This is a genomic window from Thiothrix lacustris DSM 21227 (genome assembly GCF_000621325.1).
In the GTDB taxonomy this organism is placed as follows: domain Bacteria; phylum Pseudomonadota; class Gammaproteobacteria; order Thiotrichales; family Thiotrichaceae; genus Thiothrix; species Thiothrix lacustris.
On the sequence record NZ_JHYQ01000018.1, the window covers coordinates 19,508 to 39,185 of the forward strand.

Annotated in this window: 19 protein-coding genes; 9 read left to right on the forward strand and 10 right to left on the reverse strand. The window is 52.4% G+C overall.

Annotated features, from left to right (window positions below; genetic code table 11):
- Positions 1 to 13 precede the first annotated feature (13 nt).
- From pmbA to nadD, 9 genes are read right to left on the reverse strand one after another with little or no spacing between them, the layout of a single operon-like run.
- On the reverse strand, positions 14 to 1,357 hold the full coding sequence (gene pmbA, locus Q394_RS0109665) for a metalloprotease PmbA (protein WP_028489110.1): 1,344 nt from the start codon (positions 1,355 to 1,357) through the stop codon (positions 14 to 16).
- A gap of 11 nt (positions 1,358 to 1,368) precedes the next feature.
- Positions 1,369 to 2,826, reverse strand: coding sequence for a metalloprotease TldD (tldD, locus tag Q394_RS0109670; RefSeq protein ID WP_038141096.1), 1,458 nt, complete (start codon positions 2,824 to 2,826; stop codon positions 1,369 to 1,371).
- The gene (locus tag Q394_RS0109675) at positions 2,823 to 3,659 is read right to left on the reverse strand and encodes a carbon-nitrogen hydrolase family protein (RefSeq protein WP_028489112.1); all 837 of its coding nucleotides are present in this window, start codon (positions 3,657 to 3,659) and stop codon (positions 2,823 to 2,825) included. The genes tldD and Q394_RS0109675 overlap by 4 nt, the downstream gene beginning before the upstream one ends.
- 51 nt (positions 3,660 to 3,710) lie before the next feature.
- Positions 3,711 to 7,217, reverse strand: a complete 3,507-nt coding sequence (locus Q394_RS0109680; RefSeq protein ID WP_156946813.1) for a YhdP family phospholipid transporter — start codon at positions 7,215 to 7,217, stop codon at positions 3,711 to 3,713.
- On the reverse strand, positions 7,204 to 8,682 hold the full coding sequence (gene rng / locus Q394_RS0109685; RefSeq protein ID WP_028489114.1) for a ribonuclease G: 1,479 nt from the start codon (positions 8,680 to 8,682) through the stop codon (positions 7,204 to 7,206). The genes Q394_RS0109680 and rng overlap by 14 nt, the downstream gene beginning before the upstream one ends.
- 35 nt (positions 8,683 to 8,717) lie before the next feature.
- Positions 8,718 to 9,317 (reverse strand): Maf family protein, encoded by a 600-nt coding sequence (locus Q394_RS0109690; RefSeq protein WP_028489115.1) that lies wholly within the window; start codon positions 9,315 to 9,317, stop codon positions 8,718 to 8,720.
- Positions 9,318 to 9,791, reverse strand: coding sequence for a 23S rRNA (pseudouridine(1915)-N(3))-methyltransferase RlmH (gene rlmH / locus Q394_RS0109695; RefSeq protein ID WP_028489116.1), 474 nt, complete (start codon positions 9,789 to 9,791; stop codon positions 9,318 to 9,320).
- Positions 9,792 to 10,181, reverse strand: coding sequence for a ribosome silencing factor (gene rsfS / locus Q394_RS19775; protein WP_051543234.1), 390 nt, complete (start codon positions 10,179 to 10,181; stop codon positions 9,792 to 9,794).
- Positions 10,181 to 10,807 carry a nicotinate-nucleotide adenylyltransferase gene (gene nadD, locus Q394_RS0109705; protein ID WP_028489117.1) on the reverse strand — a complete coding sequence of 209 codons (627 nt, stop codon included), beginning with the start codon at positions 10,805 to 10,807 and terminating at the stop codon, positions 10,181 to 10,183. Before nadD ends, rsfS begins: the two co-directional genes overlap by 1 nt.
- Positions 10,808 to 10,862: 55 nt before the next feature.
- Between nadD and Q394_RS0109710 the strand changes: the two genes are divergently transcribed.
- From Q394_RS0109710 to dapE, 7 genes are read left to right on the forward strand one after another with little or no spacing between them, the layout of a single operon-like run.
- Positions 10,863 to 12,044, forward strand: coding sequence for a hypothetical protein (locus tag Q394_RS0109710; RefSeq protein ID WP_245606769.1), 1,182 nt, complete (start codon positions 10,863 to 10,865; stop codon positions 12,042 to 12,044).
- 10 nt (positions 12,045 to 12,054) lie between these two features.
- Positions 12,055 to 12,291, forward strand: coding sequence for a hypothetical protein (locus Q394_RS0109715; RefSeq protein WP_028489119.1), 237 nt, complete (start codon positions 12,055 to 12,057; stop codon positions 12,289 to 12,291).
- Positions 12,292 to 12,303: 12 nt separating this feature from the next.
- Positions 12,304 to 12,756, forward strand: coding sequence for a hypothetical protein (locus Q394_RS19780; protein ID WP_051543238.1), 453 nt, complete (start codon positions 12,304 to 12,306; stop codon positions 12,754 to 12,756).
- A 32-nt stretch (positions 12,757 to 12,788) separates the two neighbouring features.
- Positions 12,789 to 14,219, forward strand: a complete 1,431-nt coding sequence (cysG, locus tag Q394_RS0109725) for a siroheme synthase CysG (RefSeq protein ID WP_028489120.1) — start codon at positions 12,789 to 12,791, stop codon at positions 14,217 to 14,219.
- A gap of 3 nt (positions 14,220 to 14,222) precedes the next feature.
- Complete coding sequence (locus Q394_RS0109730) at positions 14,223 to 14,624, forward strand: S24 family peptidase (protein ID WP_028489121.1); 402 nt, start codon at positions 14,223 to 14,225, stop codon at positions 14,622 to 14,624.
- A complete protein-coding gene (locus Q394_RS0109735; protein WP_028489122.1) occupies positions 14,621 to 14,968 on the forward strand; it encodes an ArsC family reductase in 348 nt (115 codons plus the stop codon). Before Q394_RS0109730 ends, Q394_RS0109735 begins: the two co-directional genes overlap by 4 nt.
- Positions 14,969 to 14,985: 17 nt before the next feature.
- On the forward strand, positions 14,986 to 16,125 hold the full coding sequence (dapE, locus tag Q394_RS0109740; RefSeq protein WP_028489123.1) for a succinyl-diaminopimelate desuccinylase: 1,140 nt from the start codon (positions 14,986 to 14,988) through the stop codon (positions 16,123 to 16,125).
- Positions 16,126 to 16,130: 5 nt separating this feature from the next.
- Here the strand turns inward: dapE and Q394_RS0109745 are convergent, their stop codons facing one another.
- On the reverse strand, positions 16,131 to 16,562 hold the full coding sequence (locus Q394_RS0109745) for a DNA-binding protein (protein ID WP_245606770.1): 432 nt from the start codon (positions 16,560 to 16,562) through the stop codon (positions 16,131 to 16,133).
- Between the two features lie 360 nt (positions 16,563 to 16,922).
- Here Q394_RS0109745 and Q394_RS0109755 point away from each other — a divergent pair, with 360 nt between their 5' ends.
- Positions 16,923 to 19,106, forward strand: a complete 2,184-nt coding sequence (locus Q394_RS0109755) for an LPS-assembly protein LptD (RefSeq protein ID WP_028489126.1) — start codon at positions 16,923 to 16,925, stop codon at positions 19,104 to 19,106.
- A complete protein-coding gene (locus tag Q394_RS0109760; protein ID WP_169735890.1) occupies positions 19,099 to 19,677 on the forward strand; it encodes a SurA N-terminal domain-containing protein in 579 nt (192 codons plus the stop codon). The genes Q394_RS0109755 and Q394_RS0109760 overlap by 8 nt, the downstream gene beginning before the upstream one ends.
- Position 19,678 lies beyond the last annotated feature (1 nt).

Genomic DNA, 19,678 nt, shown 5'->3' on the forward strand with positions numbered 1-19,678 from the left:
ATGAGGGGGTAAACTATTGCCCTGCAATAGTCATCTTATCAATCAAAATCGAACCCGTGCGAATACTGCCACGCTCATCCACATCATCGCCGATCGCCACAATGCCTTTGAACATGTCTTTCAAGTTACCCGCAATGGTCACTTCTTCAACCGGGTGGACAATCATGCCGTTTTCGACCCAGTAACCCACCGCACCGCGCGAATAATCGCCGGTAATGCCGTTGATACCGTTGCCGATCAGCTCCGTAACCATCAAACCCGTACCCATCGCTGCCAACAGGCCGGGGAAACTCACCCCGGTATCCGCCAACAACAAATTGGTTGCACCACTTGCGCTGCCGGTGCTTTGCATCCCCAGCTTGCGAGCGCTGTAGCTGCCTAGGAAATAATCCTGAATCACACCATCCTTCACAATGTCACGCGCCTGTGTCGCGACACCTTCTGCATCATAGGAACGGCTACCCAAGGCTTGACGAATGAAAGGGTCTTCACGCAATTGCACGAAACCCGGGAAAGCTTGCTGCCCCAGCGAGTTCAGCAAAAAGCTGGCCTTGCGGTACTGGGAACTGCCACTGATGGCAGAAATCAATTGCCCCACCAGCCCACGCGCCATTTGCGGCACAAACAAGACCGGCGCTTCACGGGTAGACAAGGAACGGGCATTCAAACGCCGCACGGTACGCTGCGCTGCTTCCGCCCCCACACTATCCGCTGATTCCAGCAAACCCGGCACACGCGAGACGCTGTACCAGTAATCACGCTGCATCGACGCCCCATCCTGCGCCACCACGGAACAGCTCAGGGAATGGCGCGTCGCATGGTTAATGCCCATGAAGCCGTGCGAGTTGGCATACAAGCTCATCCCCGCATAGCTGTCAACGCCAGCACCTTCACTGTTGGTAATGCGGGCATCGTGTTCGCGGGCAACGGCCTCGGTCTGGAGCGCCATTTCGATGGCTCTATCCGCATCCAGTTCCCACGGGTGGTACAAGTCCAGCTTAGGCAGGTAGCTAGCCATACGGTCGGCATCCGCCAACCCATTGAAATCGTCTTCGGAGGTATAACGCGCAATCCGGCAAGCCGCCTCAAGCGTGTCTTCCAGCGCTTGCGGCGAGAAATCACCTGTGGAGGCATAGCCTTTGCGATGCCCGAAATACACCGTCAGGTTAATGCCTTGGTCGCGGTGGTATTGCAATTTATCCACCTGCCCCATACGCACTTCCACCGACAGACCCATGCCTTTGTCGAGATCCAGTTCTGCGGCGGTTGCACCTTTGGCTTGCGCTGCTTCTAATACGCGCTCTGCCATTGCCTGAAATTCGGTAGCAATGTCAAAACGGTTTTCCAATTCAATCATGATTCTTGTCCTTATGCTGTCGCAGTGCCGCCGACGGTGATACCGTCAATTCTGAGGGTAGGTTGACCCACGCCGACGGGAACGCTTTGCCCATCTTTGCCGCAAACGCCAATCCCGGTATCGAGTTGCAAGTCATTGCCCACCATACTGACACGGGTCAACACATCCGGGCCATTGCCGATCAAGGTAGCATTTTTCAGCGGCTTGCCGAGCTTACCGTTTTCGATCTGGTAGGCTTCGGAAGCTGAAAACACGAACTTGCCAGAAGTAATATCGACCTGCCCACCGGAGAAGTTCACGGCATAAATGCCTTTCTCTACCGAGGCAATGATTTCAGCCGGATCGTATGCGCCTGCCCGCATATAGGTATTGGTCATACGCGGCATCGGCAGATGCGCGTAAGATTGACGCCGCCCGTTGCCAGTGGATTGCGTACCCATCAGCGCTGCATTCTGGCGGTCGAACAAGTAGCCTTTGAGGATACCGTCTTCAATCAGGGTAGTGCATTGGGTTTGCGTGCCTTCGTCATCCACACTCAGGGAACCACGGCGCTGTTCCAGCGTGCCATCGTCCACCACGGTAATGCCTTTGGCCGCAACCTGTTCACCGATGCGCCCCGCAAAAGCGGAAGTGCCTTTGCGGTTGAAATCGCCTTCCAGCCCGTGACCAATCGCTTCGTGCAACAGAACACCCGGCCAGCCGTTACCCAGCACCACGGTCATGCTGCCAGCAGGCGCTGCTTCGGCATCCAGATTAATCAGCGCCTTGCGTACCGCGTCTTCAGCGTATTCCTGCGCCTTGTTACCATGAGTGAAAAAGTCGAGGCTGAAACGCCCACCACCGCCTGCGGTAGCACTTTCGGTTTGCCCATTACGCTCAACAATCACAGAAACATTGGCGCGAACCAATGGGCGGACATCGGCAGTCATGCGCCCGGTTTCATCCACGACCAGAATGATTTCATGCACCGCCACCATATTGGCCATGACTTGCTGCACGTAAGGGCTTGCCGCACGGGCAATGCTGTCAATCTGGCGCAAAAAGCTGATCTTGTCGTCTTCGGACAACGACGCCAGCGGGTCATCCATCCCATACAGTTGGCGTTGCGGAGCGCTGATTTTCCACGCATTCACCGAGCCGGATTGCCCGGCGCGGGTAATCGCGCGTGCCGCCTTAGCCGATTCCAGCAAGGCAGGCAGGGTAATTTCGCCGCTGTAAGCAAAACCGGTTTGCTCACCACAAACCGAACGCACCCCAACACCCTGTTCGATGCTGTAACTGCCGCTCTTGATAATGCTTTCTTCCAGCCCCCAGGACTCATAACGGGCTGACTGGAAATACAAATCTGCCAAGGTAGTGTCTTGGGTTAACAACTGGCTAAAAACCTGTTCCAGATGTTGCTCACTTAAGCCCGTTGGTGAGAAAAAAGCCTCACGGGCATAATCATATGCCTGTTGTTTACTATTCATGATGTTCCTTCGGTAATCGTTTGAGTGGAGCAGCGATGTGATAACACTGGAAATGTTTTTCGGGTTTGTTCCAATGCATCAAGGTCAATGTCCGCCAGTACTACACCTGCGCCTTTTTCGCGGACATCGCGTACCCGCCCCCAGTAATCTACGATCATGCTGTGACCGTAAGTGGTGCGCCCGCTGACATGGTAGCCACCTTGACCGGGTGCTATGACGTAACAAAGGTTTTCGATAGCGCGAGCGCGGATCAAGACATCCCAATGGGCTTTGCCCGTCAGTTCTGTGAATGCCGCCGGTATCACCAGAATTTGCGCCCCTTGTTCCGACAAACGTCGGTAGAGTTCGGGGAAACGCAAATCATAACAGACTGACATCCCCAGTTTTCCAAAGGGGGTATCCACCACTACCGGCTGGTGACCGGGCATCGTGGTATCGCTTTCGGTATACACTTCGTGATTTTCGCTTAACTCAACGTCAAACAGGTGAATTTTGTCGTAACGTGCCACGACTTTACCCTTGGCATCATACAGGATGGAAGCTGCGTATGATTTTGCTGGGTCTTCGGAACGGATCGGGATAGTTCCCGCCACAATCCATACACCATATTTGATCGCTTGTTGGCTGATGAAGGTCTGGATGGGACCATCGCCAAAGGTTTCGGCAATTTTCACCCTATCGGCTTCATCCGCACCCATCATGGCAAAAGTTTCTGGCAACACGACCATTCTGGCACCGCGTGCTGCTGCTTCCTTAATCAGACGCCCAGCCTCCATCAGGTTGGCCGGAACGTTTGGACCCGCTGCCATTTGTAGTGCTGCGATTAGCGCCATGCGAATGTCTCCCCTTACTTCTGCGTTTATATCGGTGATGTCATTGTCTGTTCAATGCGTTAAAACATCAACATCCGTCTTTTTGAATGGTAGTTTTAATTCGACAATTTCTGGTTTCTCCCACGATCCTGTTACTTGGTAGCGCCAGCCGCCGCCAGTCTTTAACTTGTCCGCCGCCTTTTTCTCGGTGAGGGAATTCAGCAACAACATGGCCGCGCCGCCGCCTATTCCGCCAACCGCTGCCCCGACTACTGGCAAAGCAGAACGCAGATTGGGTATAACCGTCAGGGTCTGGTCAAGCGTTTTACGGGCAAGATCAACCTTGCCCTGAATACCAGCCGTCATCGCAGCGGCTTCAATAACCGTATCGGTGGTTTGCAACACGCCTTGATGCAGTTGAAAATTGCCGGTAATGGCATCAAAGGCCACCCCTTTGCTGGTTATGTCACGAAAATCCAGCGACAAACGTCCGGGCAAATGTTCAACATCCAGCAAGCCCAGCAAACGCCCCACACCGGGGTCGACCCCGCTCAGGCTACCTTGGCCGAGACTGGCATGAATTTCACCATTCAAGCTGGGCAAGGCAAAACTGAACGGTGCACCCGCCCAATGTAGCTTAGCCTCTGCCTGCAAATGCCCGCCTTCCAGCATGGCTTCCTCACCCGGTTGCGCCAACAGTTTGCCGGGTTCAGGAATAGTGGCTGTCGCGCTGATAGTAGTATGGGAAGTACCATCAGCCGCCGTATACCAGCGACCACTGGAAGAAGACAGCTCCAGTAACGGAGAAAGCACTTCCAGCTTGTCGATATTCATGTCATTACGTACCTTGTTCAGGCTGAGCGTCAGTTGTTCGATAGGCAAAGCGCCTTTACGGCAATTCCGACAGGTAATCCGCATCGACGGGAAGTCGTGAGGGGCTATACTCTTACCAGCGGTTTTCCCGGATGTTGGCAGGTGATCAGCGATCTGGTCGAGGTCAATACCGTTCAGATCAAGGTTGACCCGTCCGCTGGCGGGTGCACTCAAAGGCAAGTGCAAGTTAGCTTGCAGCTTATCGGCACGCACATGGGCTTTCAATAACGTATCCGCCACCGCACTCACGCTGGCTTTACCCAGTGACTGTACCCCCAATTTAAGATCGCCAATCTTGAGATTCGCCTGAATGTCAGGCAAAGCAATGCTAGGCTTGCCCCCGCCACTTGCCACACCCAAGCTTTGCCACGCCAACAGATCCAGTTCCGCCAATTCCCCACCGACGTGAATGCCACGTTCAGGCAAACGGGCAGATTTACCCCCCAGACTGATACCAATCGCAGTGGGCAGCTTATCACTATGAGGCAAGCGTGCCAGAATACCCAGTTGCTTGCCCATTTCTACCAATACCTTCCAAGGCTTGGCAGAATCAAACGGCAGCTCAACCTGCACCGTCAAGTCACGCGCTTCTTGCGCTGATTTACCGAATGGTGCAGGCAGCGCAATCGTCACCCCCTGTAACTGGCTATGCGACTGCACCAGCAGGCTACTGAGCTGGCTGGTGTTGAACGCAGGCAACTCCAACGACGTCTCAATCGCGGCTTTACCGTGTAAGTATTGTTTCAAGCCCGCGAGATTCTCAGGCAGAAAAGCCCACGGCTCATTGGACTGCTGCAAACCGACACGAATAACCCCTTTAGCCTTATCGGTCTTCGCAGACAGTTTAACCGGCTGCTCACGGTATTCACCGCTCGCACCACTCACATCGACACCGTATTGGTCAAAGTGCACCTTACCGTTAAGCTCGGTAAAGTGCTGGTTATAATCGGGAATCGAAAAACGGTTGTTATGCAAACTGACTACTCCATCCACCGCCACACCTTGCTTGTCGAGCGTCTCTGTTTTCAAGGGAACATCCAGTTTCAGGTGCAAATCAGAACCACCAGAAAACTGCGCCACCTGCATAAAATCACGCAAGCTGCGCCCGATGGGTGCGTCCTGCAAGTAATTCATGTGTGCCTGCAAATTTCCCTCGGTATTCAAGTCGAGTAATAAGTGGTTATCATCAGTATGCATATCAGGAATGGCGACACTCCCCCCCGTCACTGCCAAATCCATAATTCGCGCACTGTGTACTGTGGCATTCATCTCAGCATTGTGGAAACGCAGCTCCCCCTTAACCTCGCGAGCTTCTGGCCATTCCGGCAAATACGCCAGCACCCCTTTTTCAATATCAAAACGGATATCAAACAAGCCCGGTCGTTGCTGGAACGGGAAATCCGCCGGATGCCCCCGCAACACAAATTCGCCCTTGGGCACATAGCCTTGCACAATCGCGGTTTTCAGCCACGCTTCAGTATTGTCGGGAACTACGGCGGGAATGTAGTTCCGCACATTATCCAGCGTGCGGCGCGTGGCAAACTGCATAGTGAGGTCTATATCGGCAGGTTTTTGGCTGGGCATTGCCAGCTTGCCTGCACCTGTCAGCTCAATATCGGCATTACGGGCTATCAGGCGCGGCATTTGCCAGTGCCAGCCGTCGGCTTGTACCTGCCAGTTCAGGTCAGCCTCCAGCGTCTCCAGCGGCAAGGTTTTTTCAAACCATTTGGGGTAACTGACCGCACTATCCTTGATATTGACCTTAACCTTGCCTTGAGCATTGTCAGCCGCAAACGTGGCATTCACTTCTTGCAAGGCAGGTACGTCGGCATTGCCCTTCCAACCCAGATGAGAAATCTCGCCTTCACCACTGATATGCAAAGGTTTACCGGCTTCTGCATTAATGGTGGCATCCAGTTTCAGGCCGCCCGCTGTCACGCCATACGATTTGAGCAAAGGGGACGGCAATGCTGCGAGGTTGAAAATCTGGGTGCGGGTATGCAACCTGCCATCCCATTGCGATGAGCCATCCGGCTTTTGCACCTGATGCAACACGGCATCCAGCGCCAAGGAATCGCCAATGGCAGGTGGAAATAGCGCATCGGCCTGCAACGTGATTTCATGCGGTAAAATTTCGCCGATAAATTGCAGATCACTGAGTGCCAATGTGCGGTGATTGACTACATCCATCCAGTGTACAAAGCCACTGTTGATACTGATGCGGATCGGCGACTGGCGCTCAATATTCAAGACAGTGTTTTTCTGCCCCGGTAACGGAAAACGCAACCCCTGAATATCTGGCAATTCATTGGCACTTTGGCGCAGGATGAATTCCACTCCTTCCAGCTTGACCTCGGCAGGTTGTAAACGCAGGGTGCGCAGACTTTCACGCCAGTCCAGTGTCAAAGCCAATTGGCGGATAAAGATAGGGGATTCGCCCGACGGCTCAGTAAGTTGCAGATTATCAATCACCCACAACAAATCATCGCCGTCACTATCGACACGAATTTGCCCGATATTGATCTGATTGCCGACGAAACCCGACAATTCAGCCTCCAGAATGCCCTTGTAGTCATTGACCATTGGCAACCAGAGCTGCGCCAAGCCCACTAGCGCAACCAGAAAAATAGCCCAATGAAAGAAAAACGTTAGTAGCAGGTAGGTGAGGCGTAATACAAAACCGCCCTGCCTCCTAGAGAAGTACAACGTCGAAATGCTCCTGCGTATAAAGTGCTTCTACCTGTAAACGGATCGGGATCCCCACGAATTGTTGTAACTCTGCCAGACTGTCGGACTCTTCATCCAACAACAAATCCACCACTTCCTGCGAAGCCAGCACCAGTAATTCGCGAGCATCAAACTGACGCACTGCCCGCAAAATTTCCCGGAACACTTCGTAGCACACCGTTTCCGCACTTTTGACAAAGCCGTTGCCATTACAACATGGACAAGGTTGGCACAGGATATGTTCCAAACTTTCGCGGGTACGTTTGCGGGTCATTTCCACCAAACCCAGTGGGGAAACGTCGCAAACATACGTTTTGGCGTAATCGCGCTCCAGTGACTTTTCCAGCAGCTTCAACACCTGCTGGCGGTGATCATGTTGCAGCATGTCAATAAAGTCGATAATGATAATGCCGCCCAGATTACGCAGCCGCAGTTGACGGGCGATGGTTTGCGCAGCCTCCAGATTGGTGCGAAAAATGGTTTCTTCCAGATTGCGGCTACCGACAAAACCGCCGGTATTCACGTCAATCGTAGTCATGGCCTCCGTCTGGTCGATAATCACGTAACCACCTGATTTAAGTGGCACTTTGCGTTGCAGAGCTTTCTGGATTTCCTCCTCAACCCCGTGCAAATCAAAAATCGGGCGCTCACCAGGGTAATGATCAATCACCTGCGCCAAATCAGGAATGTATTTCTCACTGAATTCAATAACTTTGGTAGCAGTTTCGCGGGAATCTATCAAGACCTTGCTGATCTTTTCCCCCACCATGTCGCGCAATACCCTCAACACCAGCGGCAAGTCGGAGTACATCAACATGGGTGCGGGTGATTCCAGCGAGGTTTTAGAAATGCTTTCCCAGAGTGTACGCAAAAACTTCATGTCACGGCGCAAGTCATCTTCGCTAATGCCTTCCGCAGCGGTGCGCACAATATAGCCGTGCTCATCACCAAACTCGACACGCAAGCGCTCGATAGTGGCACGCAAGCGTTCCCGCTCGGCTCCTTCTTCGATTTTGCCCGATACCCCCACATTGCTGTTATCCGGCATCAAGACTAGAAAGCGCGAGGGAATGGTAACGTGAGTGGTCAGGCGTGCGCCTTTGGTTCCCAACGGATCTTTAATCACCTGAACCAATAACTTTTTCCCCTCATACAACAATGCGCTGATCTGTACGGTGGGACGTGGAATCGTATGCCCCTGAAACTCTTCAAGCGAGGGGTGCGTTAGGTCAGACGCGTGCAAGAAAGCAGATTTTTCAAGACCAATGTCAATGAAGGCAGCTTCCATACCCGGTAATACCCGACAAACTTTGCCTTTGTAAATATTGCCGACAATGCCTTTACGGGAAGTACGTTCGATCAGCACTTCCTGCAAACTACCATTTTCAAGTAAGGCAACCCGTGATTCTTGCGGGGTAACGTTGATTAACAGTTCTGCGCTCATGAATCCGCCTGTGGTAATTTATGGTAATTGTTTTTCTATAATGTATGGATGCCTGCTACTGCCAACAATTGTGTTGTTTCAAACAGAGGCAATCCCATGACCCCGGAATAGGAACCTTGCAGGTTTTCGACAAAAATGGCACCAAGTCCTTGAATAGCATAGGCACCAGCTTTGTCATGCGGTTCCCCGGTTTCCCAGTATGCCAGAATTTCCGAGTCAGTGATGTTACGGAACTTGACCACACTACGACTCACTACACGCTGAACACCCGTGGTTGTCGCTAATGCCACAGCGGTCAAAATTTCGTGATGCTGACCAGACATTTGCCGCAGCATCTGCCGAGCATGTTCAAAATCACGCGGCTTTACCAAGAGTTCGCCGTTGAGGATGCCGAGGGTATCGGAACCGAGAACGGGTAAAACGGGCGTATGCAATACGCCCCTACGGGTATTCCAAATGGTTTCAGCTTTTAAAATAGCCAAACGTTCGACCAAGGCGGCAGGCGTTTCTCCCGGCAACGGCGTTTCATCCACATCTGCCGTTTGCACCACAAAGTGCAGGCCGATCTGCGCCAACAGTTCGCGACGGCGTGGCGAGGCAGATGCCAGAATAAGCTGCGGGGCGTGAACCTGCATTTAATCTCCCCGATGATAAGGGTGGTTAGTGAGAATACTCCAAGCACGAAACAGTTGTTCCGCCACCACGATACGCACCAGCGGATGCGGGAACGTCAAGGGTGACAATGACCAGCTTTGCTCGGCACGTTGCAGGCAGGCGGGCGACAAACCTTCCGGCCCCCCCACCAGCAAGCTGACATCACGGCCTGACATCATCCAGCTATCGAGTTGCTGGGAAAGCTGCTCGGTAGACCACGGCTTACCTTTCACATCCAACGTAACCACCAGATTGCCGTCAGGAATAGCGGCTAACAACTTTTCACCTTCACTCTGACGAATGCGGTTCAAATCACTGTTCTTAGTGCGTTTCTCGGCGGCAATTTCGCGGATCAACAACTGGCACTGGGGTGGCATCCGACTAGCATATTCCTCCGTGCCAGTGTTCACCCACCCCGGCATTTTCGTGCCAATCGCTAGCAAGTGAATGCGCACTCAGTCGGCTTCATCTTCAGAAGCAGTGGCAGCGTCCAACATGCCGGGGCGGAATTGTGGCAGACCTTCGCCCAATTCCCAGAGTTTTTCCAGATTATAGTAGTCGCGGGTACTAGCGAGCATGACGTGCAAAATAATGTCATTCAAATCCAGCAACACCCAGTCAGATTGACCGTCGCCTTCAACGCCCAACGGCTGCACACCGGCTTGTTTGACAGCAAGCTCGACAGCATCAGCCAAAGATTTGACGTGGCGGTTGGAGTTGCCCGTGACAATGACCATCATATCGGTAATGGCTGATTTGCCACGCACATCAATCGTCTTGATGTCTTGGCCTTTCATATCATCCAGGGTTTGTACAACTAATTGTTTAAGTGTCTCAAGTTCCATTAATTTTTTTCGCAGTAAAGTTGATGTCGTTGAATAGAATCCAGCACACTGTCTGGTAACAAATATCGAGGGGATTTTCCCTGTTTCAATCGCTCACGCACCTGTGTTGCGGAAATATCCAGTGCGGTTACGGGTAACAGGTAAATCCTGCCTGCGGGTGTGGTGCATAACTCGGCGGGGTTTGCGCTTAGGTAAGGCTCATACCAATCGTCAGGGGGCAGACTATACCCCGGACGGTGCACCACGACCAGATGCGCAAGCCCTAAAATTTCATCCCAACGATGCCAGCGCTGAAAATGCAGGAACGCATCAACACCCAAAGCAAAAAGAATCGGGCGCTCAGTGCCCATTTCATCACGGAACGATTGCAAGGTATCAATGCTGTAAGAATGCCCCTCACGCTGCAATTCACGGTCATCCGCCTGCAAACGCGGCTCAGAAGCCAGCGCCATTTGCAGCATAGCCAAGCGTTGTGCCGGGCTAGCCACCGGCTGCGGGCGATGTGGTGGCACATTCCCCGGAATCAGGCGCATGTCAGCCACGCCAAAATGCTCCGCCACCTCCAGTGCCGTGCGCAAGTGAGCGTAATGAACCGGGTCAAATGTACCGCCAAGAATACCAATCATCTAGCGATTATAACAGCATGACAGCAGACTGGCACGGCATACCACAACAGGGTTATTGGCATACATCCCCCTTAGCCTTGATAATCTTGACTCATTCCATGGGAAATCGGTACACACCTTGCAGCTTTCCAACGAAGACAACCTACGGCTCAACGTCCTGCTTGCACAACCATTACAGGCCGTGCGCATCAACGAGTCCACCATGACCGTCCACGCCCTGACCGACAAGGGTGAAGCCAAAGTGCGCCTCAACCCCACCGCACGTGATGAGCAATACCTGCGCTGGGTACGCGAACTCTTGTCAATGAAAGTCACCGGCTCACCCGGCGGCTACCCGATTTTCCTGAAGCGCTGGACACGCATGGGGCACGCCCGCAACAACCTCGCACAAATGCTGTTGCTCGGCGAACCCGAAGCCGTCGCTGCCGTGGTCTACACTCCCGGCCTAAGCCACGACATCGCCCGCCGCGCGTGGTGGGCAAGCCCCAGCTCCACCAACGCCCGCTGCTTGCTGGAAAACCCGGAAGTCGTCAACGGCGAACTTGGCAAGGAACTCACCGCCTACCTGCTGGAATTCCTGCCCTTTGAAGAAGTACAACTCGACGTAGTAGACACTGTGCGCCTGTGCCTGCAAGGTGAATTGGTTTCCGCCGAAGAACGCGAGAAACTCTGGAGTCGCGCCAAACGTAAAAACCCCTTCTACATTGGCTTCCTGCACGCTGATGCTGCGTACATTCCCTTACCCGACAAGCCGCATCGTCAGCACGCCGATGTTAGCGCACAACTGGCGGCATTGATCGAAACCAGCAACCCTTACGCCAACGCGTTTGCCAGCACGCTCAGCAATACCGGGCAAAACTGGTTACGCGCCTTGCAACTGGCCATGGAAAAACCCGTGGATCAGGAAGTGGTCATTTCGCTATTCATCGCCATCAGCAAACGCTTCCCGTTACCACTGCCGGAGCGCCGAGGCGTGCGCGAACTCAGCAGCGCCCTGCAACGTGCCGAACAGTTTTGCCACAGCGATGATTGCCCAGCAGAGGTAAAAGCCGTGCGTGACGCCTTGAATCCCACTGCCTTGCCCCTATTTAAGGCTATGTTAATATTGGCGCAAATGGGGGAAGATTCCCTTATCCCGTATTTTGGTGGCAATGACTCGGTAGGTTCTGTGATGCGTAAACGTCTCGAACCGCTAACCCAGCCCTTGCTCGCCCAAACCACCCTTTTACTGAAATAGGTAAATACACATGCCCTACTACGTTTTCAAAATCACCCAGCCCAACCCGATGATTAAAAATCTGGATCTACAGCAAGCCTGCGAAGCCTACCCGGAAGCGCGTGAACTGGCGCGGAGTCTGCGTGCACAACAGGAGCCGGGTGACAAAGCCATCGTCAAAATCGTGTTCGCTGCCAGCCAGCTCGAAGCCGAAGAAAACCTGCACGAAACCCGTGAAAAACCCATCCTGATGGAATGGGAAAAGTAAGCAGCTAGCCCTATGGACGAAGACCAATACCGCGCCGTTTACCACGAACTCAACGCCAACCGTTGCGTGTTCGAGAAAGCGCTCAACAATCGCCGCTGTGATTGCAGCCGTCACGAACGGTTTTTGCTGGCAACACGTGAGGCTGTGGGGTGCAAATCGGCAACCAGTCTTGCCAACTGCACGGTATTTTTGGACACATTACGTGAAAAATCCCGCTTTGCCCTGCGTGAAACCCTGATTGATGGCCCATTACCCCACAATAAGGAACTCAAAGTGCAGGCGGGCGGCACATTAGCCCTGCAACAGCACCTTTTTCCTGAGCAAATAGCGGAAAAAACCACGCAGGACATCTACGAATTGGTCAACATCGCGCTATCAAAATACGTTAATATTGCCGATTTCCCGTATGGCGAACTGGTCAAAGGTGTCGTCCACTACGAAAGCCGCCCCAAACGCGGCAAGTAAAGCAAGTCAACATACCCAGTTTTAGGTGACAAATGGATCGTTTTCCCGTCTTTCTCGACCTGCATAACCGCCCTTGCCTCGTTGTTGGCGGTGGCAAAGTAGCCGAACGTAAAGTAGACAGCCTGCTCAATGCTGGAGCAGCACTCACGCTGGTTTCCCCTGAGATAACGGCAGAAATGGACATTATCATCAGTGGGCAAAACGTCCAGCACCATGCGCGTCTGTTTGCTGACAGCGATATTGACGGGCAATTCCTCGTCGTCGCCGCCACCAATAATCCCAGTGTGAATGCACACATTGCCAGCCTTGCTGATGCGCGAAATCTGCCAGTTAACGTGGTGGATGACGCATCCGTGGGCAGTTTTATTATTCCTTCGGTCGTCGATCGCTCCCCCGTCACCATTGCCATCTCCACGGGTGGCGCATCGCCCGTCTTGGCGCGGCAATTGCGGATGCGGCTGGAAACCATGATTTCCCCACAATGCGGCGAACTCGCAGGCATTACCGAAGAATACCGCGACATCGTGAAAAAACGCCTGCCGGAAGCACAGCGCAAAACCTTCTGGGAACAAGCCTTGAAAGGCACCTTCGCCGAATTGGTGTATGCCGGGCACGAAGACGATGCCCGCCGCCTGCTGGATGAAATGCTAGCCGCCTACCCCAACGGCAAAACCATGGGCGAAGTGTATCTGGTTGGTGCAGGCCCCGGCGACCCGGATTTGCTCACCTTTAAAGCCCTGCGCCTGATGCAGCAAGCCGATGTGATGGTGTATGACCGTCTGGTTTCCAAGTCGATTCTGGACATGGCTAACCAACGCGCCGAACGCATTTACGTGGGTAAGGAAAAAGCCAATCACGCTGTTCCACAAGATAAAATCAACGACTTGCTAGTGGAACTTGCCAAACAAGGTAAGCGCGTGTTGCGTCTGAAAGGTGGCGACCCGTTCATCTTTGGGCGCGGTGGCGAAGAAATCGAAACGTTGGCGGAAAACGGCGTACCGTTCCAAGTTGTACCGGGGATTACTGCCGCTTCCGGCTGCTCGTCTTACGCGGGTATCCCGCTGACCCACCGCGATTACGCGCAATCTTGCACCTTCGCCACCGGGCATTTGAAAGACGGCACGATTGATTTGAACTGGGCACAATTGTCCCAACCAAATCAAACCGTGGTGTTTTACATGGGCTTAACCGGCATCGAAGTCATCAGCCAGAAATTGCAGGCATTCGGGCGCTCTGGTGACACGCCAGCAGCCCTGATTGAGCAGGGCACGACCCGTAACCAGCGTGTCCACATCGGCACGGTGGCCACCTTGCCACAACTGGTGAAGGACAGCGGGGTACGCGCCCCTACCCTGACGATCGTCGGCGAAGTCGTCAACCTGCACGACAAACTGCACTGGTATGAACCGCAACGCCACGTCATCGCCAGCGAATTCAGCCGCAACCCACCTGTGGAGGCATAAGCCATGTCAGAAACCCGCATCAACGTTGAAACCTTCAAGCAAAATCTACATGCTGTTGCGCAACCCGACTTCAAGCACAATATGGGCACCGAAGGCAGTTGCTCCGAAAATGAACCCTATGCCCTGCAAGTCATTGATGACAGCATGGAACCGGAATTCGCCAAAGGTTGCGTCATCGTCATCGACCCGACCGGCATTGTGCGTGACGGTGCATATGTATTCGCCGTGGATAACAAGGATGAATACATCTTCCGCCAGCTCCGCATTATCGAAGGCAAATACATCCTGACCGCGCTTCACGAAGATTACGAAGCCATTGAAATCAATGGGATGAAGCAGATTATTGGTGTCATCACCCAACGTGCGGGCAAGCGCCGCTCTTACCACAAGTGGTACGACAAATGACCGTTATGTATGGCATCCCCAATTGCGACACCGTGAAAAAAGCCCGCGCATGGTTAGGTGAACGTGGTATTGAATACACCTTCCACGACTTCCGCAAAGACGGTGTGAACCCGGTATGGCTACGTGCTTGGGTGGATGAGTTTGGCTGGGAAACGCTGGTCAACCGCAAAGGCACCACCTGGCGAAAACTGCCGGAAGAAACCCGCGACAACATGGATGAGGCCATTGCCCTCGCCGTGATGGAAGAACTGCCGTCGATCATCAAACGTCCGCTGCTCGATTTGGGGTCACGCCACATCGTCGGCTTTTCACCCGATACTTACCGCCAACTCTTTCAAAACTAAAACACGGGATTTTGTTAATGTCCGCTACCCTCGATCTTGCTATCGACCTGATTTCACGCCCCTCCGTCACCCCGCTGGATGAGGGTTGCCAACAATTACTGGCTGATCGCCTTGCTCCGTTAGGTTTCGTTGCCGAACATCTGCGTTTTGGTGACGTGGATAATATCTGGCTGCGGCGCGGCACGACTTCCCCGGTATTTTGCTTTGCCGGGCATACCGATGTTGTACCGACCGGGCCATTGGATGCGTGGGATAGCCCCCCGTTCCAGCCGGAAATCCGTGACGGAATGCTCTATGGGCGTGGCACGGCGGATATGAAAGGCAGCATTGCCGCATTCACCATTGCTTGCGAAACCTTCGTGCGCGAAAACCCCAACCATCAAGGTTCGATTGCGTTTTTGATCACCAGTGACGAAGAAGGCCCTTCTATCAATGGCACAGTCAAAGTCGTCGAATGGCTGGAACAACGTAACGAGAAAATCGACTGGTGTCTGGTAGGCGAACCTTCCAGCACCTGTTGCGTGGGCGATGTGGTGAAAAATGGGCGGCGCGGGTCGCTCAATGGCATCTTGACCGTGATTGGTCAGCAAGGGCATGTGGCCTACCCACATCTGGCGGATAACCCAATTCACCGTGCAGCACCTGCCTTGGCAGAACTGGTGAGCATTGAATGGGACAAAGGCAATGAATTTTTCCCACCAACCAGCTTCCAGATTTCCAATATCAAGGGGGGCACGGGTGCGAACAACGTAATCCCGGGAACGATGACGGTGGAATTCAACTTCCGCTTTTCGACCGAGCAGACCGAAGCAAGCTTACGTGAACAGGTGGAAGCGATTTTCCAGCGCCACGGCTTCAAGCATGAACTGAAGTGGACATTATCGGGGAATCCGTTTTTGACAGCGCGTGGCGATTTGGTCACGGCAAGCGTGGCTGCTATTCAGGCAGTCAACGGGGTAAGCACCGAACTGTCAACCGCAGGCGGCACATCCGACGGACGTTTCATTGCGCCCACAGGTGCACAGGTCATGGAGCTAGGCCCCGTCAATAAAACCATTCACCAAATCAATGAGTGCGTTGCGGTCGATGACCTGAACGCACTCACGATTATCTACCAGAAAATTCTGGAACGTTTATTGCCGGAAGCGACGGGCTAGCTGCATTATTTGAAGGTTTTACGCGGACGCCCACGCTTGCGCTGGGTGATCTGCCCTTCTTCCAGTTCCGCTGTTGCCCAATCCGTGAGGCTTTTGTGGATGTGTTCTGCCACAACGTGCAGACGTTCCTCTAAAGCCGATCGGAAAAAGGCTTCGCGTTGTTCGCTAGCCTTTAGGGCTTCACGTAACTCACGCACTTCTTCCTTATAATTGGCATCCATTTCATCAAACTGGCTACGCAATTGGGTTACTTTCTGAGTCAGCTCATCACGAATTTTGCGTTTTTCATCCGCAGCTTGTGATCGCACATCCGCTAGTGTACTGGATGTCGCGCCTTTGGGCCTTCCACGCCCGCGCTTATTAGACTCTTTTTCTATCTCTGGTTGCATGGACGTATGACCTTTTTTGTTGTCTTGGCTGTTATGTAAAGCCGTCATGCCTGACATTCCATTCATATAATCAGCAGTTCTCACTGTATTCTCCCTCACAAGAACAAATAAGTTGTTTGCTTTATTTTGACCGCTCGACTAGCTATTATCTGGGTAAATATTAATCATTTCAAGATAAATATCTTAAACAAACCCATAAGATTTATTTTATCAAAAAAATCGACCGTACAATATATGGCATTCAAAACAATTGTGCCGATGTTTAACATTAAGTTTCGCAAGTCGGCATAGGTTACACTTTTTTTTGTTACCGTTTCAATCAAAAAGAATGCTTTCAGGGAATATTTCCCATTGAGTCCCGATGCATTGTGTGCGATGTTAGGCCGCTTTAAATGCTGCATGGAAAGCATGGTAAATCAACTACAACAGCATTGCCTGCGTGGCATCCTATTTGGCTTAGCCTGTAGCCCCTCCACCTTGTTTGCCCAAACTGAATGGATGGCCTGCCCCGTACCTGAGGTAGCGGCTACCCATGATGCTCAGCGCCCAGCACATTTACCCTCCCAAGCCGTTTATATCGAAGCAGATTCAGCACTTTTTCGAGGCACGGGCATCTCCACCATGAGTGGCAATGTACATGTTTCGCAGGCAACACAACGTTTACAAGCGGATGAAGCTAGTTACGAACAACCCGCTGGTATTGTCAACGGCTCCGGTAACGTCAGCTTTAGCAGTGACAATATGCAGGTGCGCAGCAGTAAACTTCGCTATAACCTGACGACGAACACAGGGGAGATGCAAGAGGCGGAATACCACCTAAGTCAGGCTAACGGACAAGGTTTCAGTAAACGAGTGATACAGGAATCACCCAGCCTAACCCGCATGGAAGATTCCACCTATACCACCTGTCCTATCAACGAACCAGACTGGAGCTTGAATGCCGCTGCTATCACGCTAGATCATGCCGAGGAACGGGGCACTGCACGCAACGCCACGTTGAAAATTCGCGATGTGCCGGTATTGTATTTACCTTATTTCTCCTTCCCCCTGACTGATGCGCGCAAATCAGGATTTTTGTGGCCAACGATTGGCACCAATGAAAGTTCAGGGTTGCAACTCAGCGCACCCTACTACTGGAATCTTGCCCCCAACTATGACCTCACCCTAACCCCAACCATATTGAGTAATCGCGGCTTGCAACTAGGTGGTGAGTTCCGCTATCTGACACCTAAAAATAAAGGCTCAGCCTCTTACGTTTTGCTACCTGATGACAGCGCCAGCGACAAGGACAATCGCTTTTACTTCAATGTGAATAACGACACTCGAATAGGGGAATTATCCAGCCTACAGCTCAAAGCAGAGGGTGTGTCGGATGATCAGTATTTTGCAGATCTTGGCAATTCTCTAGAAGCAACCAGCGTCGTCAACCTAGAACGAAGACTGGAATACCGCACCGCAGGCAGCAACTGGTCTTTTTCTAGCCTATTACAAAACTATCAAGTATTGGATGGCGGTACTGCACCCCATGCACGCTTACCTCAATTACTGCTGAGCTACAACCCGCCACAGAAAAGTAACGGCTTGAACCTGAAAGCAGAAACCGAATACACCAATTTTACTGGCAGTAAAACCGAAACCAATGGCAAGCGTCTGGATCTGATGACGCGAGTCAGCAAAAAATTCTCCACTGATGCCGCCTATGTCAAACCATCACTGACGTTCCGCCACACGGAATACGCGCTGGATGACGCTAATAACACCCAGATCAGCCGCTCATTACCGACTGCCAGCGTGGATTCAGGGTTGTTTTATGAGAGAGAAATCAAACAGGGGCGTTATATCCAGACATTGGAGCCGCGACTGTTTTATACCTACACCCCCTATCACGACCAGAGTGCTATTCCGGTATTTGACTCCTCATCACGCAGCCTGAGTTACAACCAGCTCTTTGCTGAAAATCGCTTCACGGGCAAAGACCGTATTGCTGACACCAACCGGCTATCGGCTTCGATCTCCACTCGCATCCAGTCCCCTGATGATGGGCGCGAACTGTTCCGCGCTAGTATCGGGCAGATGTATCACTTCGATGACCGCAAAGTCACCTTGCCTGACACCGCCACCTTGGAAGGCGACCGCTCCGAGTTGATACTGGAAGCAGCGGGTGAAATCAACCCCCGCACCCGTATCAGCACTACCGCTTACTGGGATAGCGAAGAAAAAACCGTGAACGCCGGAGAAGTCCGCGTACACTACAAAGATGATAAAAAGCGTGTCCTGAATGTGGGCTATGCCGAGCTTAAAGATGAGTTCAAATCAGCCAATTTATCGTTTGCCGTTCCCATCAATAACAACTGGAAGGCCGTGGGTGCGTGGGAACGTGACTTAAAAAATAACCGTGACCTAGAAACGGTGATCGGTGCAGAATATGAAAGCTGCTGCTGGAAAACCCGCGTCGCCAGCCGCAATTATTTGCTTACCGACAACACGACCCGTGACAACGCCGTGTTTATCGAACTAGAACTAAAAGGACTAGGCAACTTTGGCAGTGGAACACGTGATCTGCTGCAAAACCGAGTGTATGGATATGAATAAATCAGCATTTGCCCTTGTACTAACACTATTAACGCAGCCTGTTTGGGCAGATAACGGCGGCACGGCACTCGACCAGATTGCTGCTATTGTGAACAGCGATGTCATCATGATGAGTGAAGCCCAGAAACGTGCAAACATCATGCAATCCTCTAGCAAATCGGCTGCCAACCTAGCACCGGGAAACTTGCTAAAACAAGCGGTTGACAGCCTCATTCTGGAAAATCTGCAAGTCCAAAAAGCGGAAACAGCAGGCATCCAAATTGATGACATCACCCTCAACAAGACCATTGCGGGTATTGCTGAGCAGAACAAACTCAACCTAGCTGACTTCCAACAAGCCTTACAAGAAGAAGGTATTGACTATACAGAATTCCGTGAACAAACCCGCCGCAAACTCATGGCCGATGCATTACGTAAACGTGAAATCCAAAGCCGCATCAAAACCACTGACCCTAAAGCGGCTAATGCACAAGCTGAAGAGTACTATCAGACTTGGTTACAGGAATTACGTAATGACGCTTATGTCGAATACCGCATCCCCGTTCCTGCAAGTAACCTAACATTGCAATAAG